Source organism: Micromonospora sp. NPDC004551, from assembly GCF_040609975.1.
Classification (GTDB): domain Bacteria; phylum Actinomycetota; class Actinomycetes; order Mycobacteriales; family Micromonosporaceae; genus Micromonospora.
The window spans coordinates 1-1,226 of record NZ_JBEXLM010000087.1 but is presented as its reverse complement, the minus strand read 5'-3'; the positions used below and the strand labels follow the sequence as shown (position 1 = coordinate 1,226).

Annotated in this window: 2 rRNA genes; both read left to right on the top strand. The window is 55.8% G+C overall.

From position 1 onward, the window contains the following. Window positions 1-1,020 (top strand): 23S ribosomal RNA (locus ABZW14_RS34225); the annotation flags it as partial. 77 nt (window positions 1,021-1,097) lie between these two features. Further along, window positions 1,098-1,214 (top strand): 5S ribosomal RNA (rrf, locus tag ABZW14_RS34220). The last annotated feature ends 12 nt before the right edge of the window (window positions 1,215-1,226 follow it).

Genomic DNA, 1,226 nt, shown 5'->3' with positions numbered 1-1,226 from the left:
GAGAACTTAAGCGCCAGTAAACGGCGGTGGTAACTATAACCATCCTAAGGTAGCGAAATTCCTTGTCGGGTAAGTTCCGACCTGCACGAATGGCGTAACGACTTCCCCACTGTCTCAACCACAGGCCCGGCGAAATTGCATTACGAGTAAAGATGCTCGTTACGCGCGGCAGGACGGAAAGACCCCGGGACCTTTACTATAGCTTGACATTGGTACTTGAGTTAGCTTGTGTAGGATAGGTGGGAGCCGGTGAAGCTCATACGCCAGTATGGGTGGAGGCAATCTTGAAATACCACTCTGGTTGATTTGGGTATCTAACTTCGGACCGTTATCCGGTTCAGGGACAGTGTCTGGTGGGTAGTTTAACTGGGGCGGTTGCCTCCTAAAGGGTAACGGAGGCGCCCAAAGGTTCCCTCAGCCTGGTTGGCAATCAGGTGTTGAGTGCAAGTGCACAAGGGAGCTTGACTGTGAGACTGACAGGTCGAGCAGGGACGAAAGTCGGGACTAGTGATCCGGCACTGGCATGTGGAAGCGGTGTCGCTCAACGGATAAAAGGTACCCCGGGGATAACAGGCTGATCTTCCCCAAGAGTCCATATCGACGGGATGGTTTGGCACCTCGATGTCGGCTCGTCGCATCCTGGGGCTGTAGCAGGTCCCAAGGGTTGGGCTGTTCGCCCATTAAAGCGGTACGCGAGCTGGGTTTAGAACGTCGTGAGACAGTTCGGTCCCTATCCGCCGTGCGCGTAGGATACTTGAGAAGGGCTGTCCCTAGTACGAGAGGACCGGGACGGACGAACCTCTGGTGTGCCAGTTGTCCCGCCAGGGGCACGGCTGGTTAGCTACGTTCGGAAGGGATAACCGCTGAAAGCATCTAAGCGGGAAGCTCGCTTCAAGATGAGGTATCCCACCCACTTTGTGGGGTAAGGCCCCCAGCTAGACGACTGGGTTGATAGGCCGGAAATGTAAGCCCGGTAACGGGTTCAGTTGACCGGTACTAATAGGCCGAGGACTTGACTACCAAGCTGCTACGCGTCCACTGTGCAACTCTGAACAATCGAACACCCCACGAGAGTGTGTTTGACATGTTCATAGAGTTACGGCGGTCATGGCGGAGGGGAAACGCCCGGTCACATTCCGAACCCGGAAGCTAAGCCCTCCAGCGCCGATGGTACTGCACTCGGGAGGGTGTGGGAGAGTAGGACACCGCCGGACAATCTTCCAGTC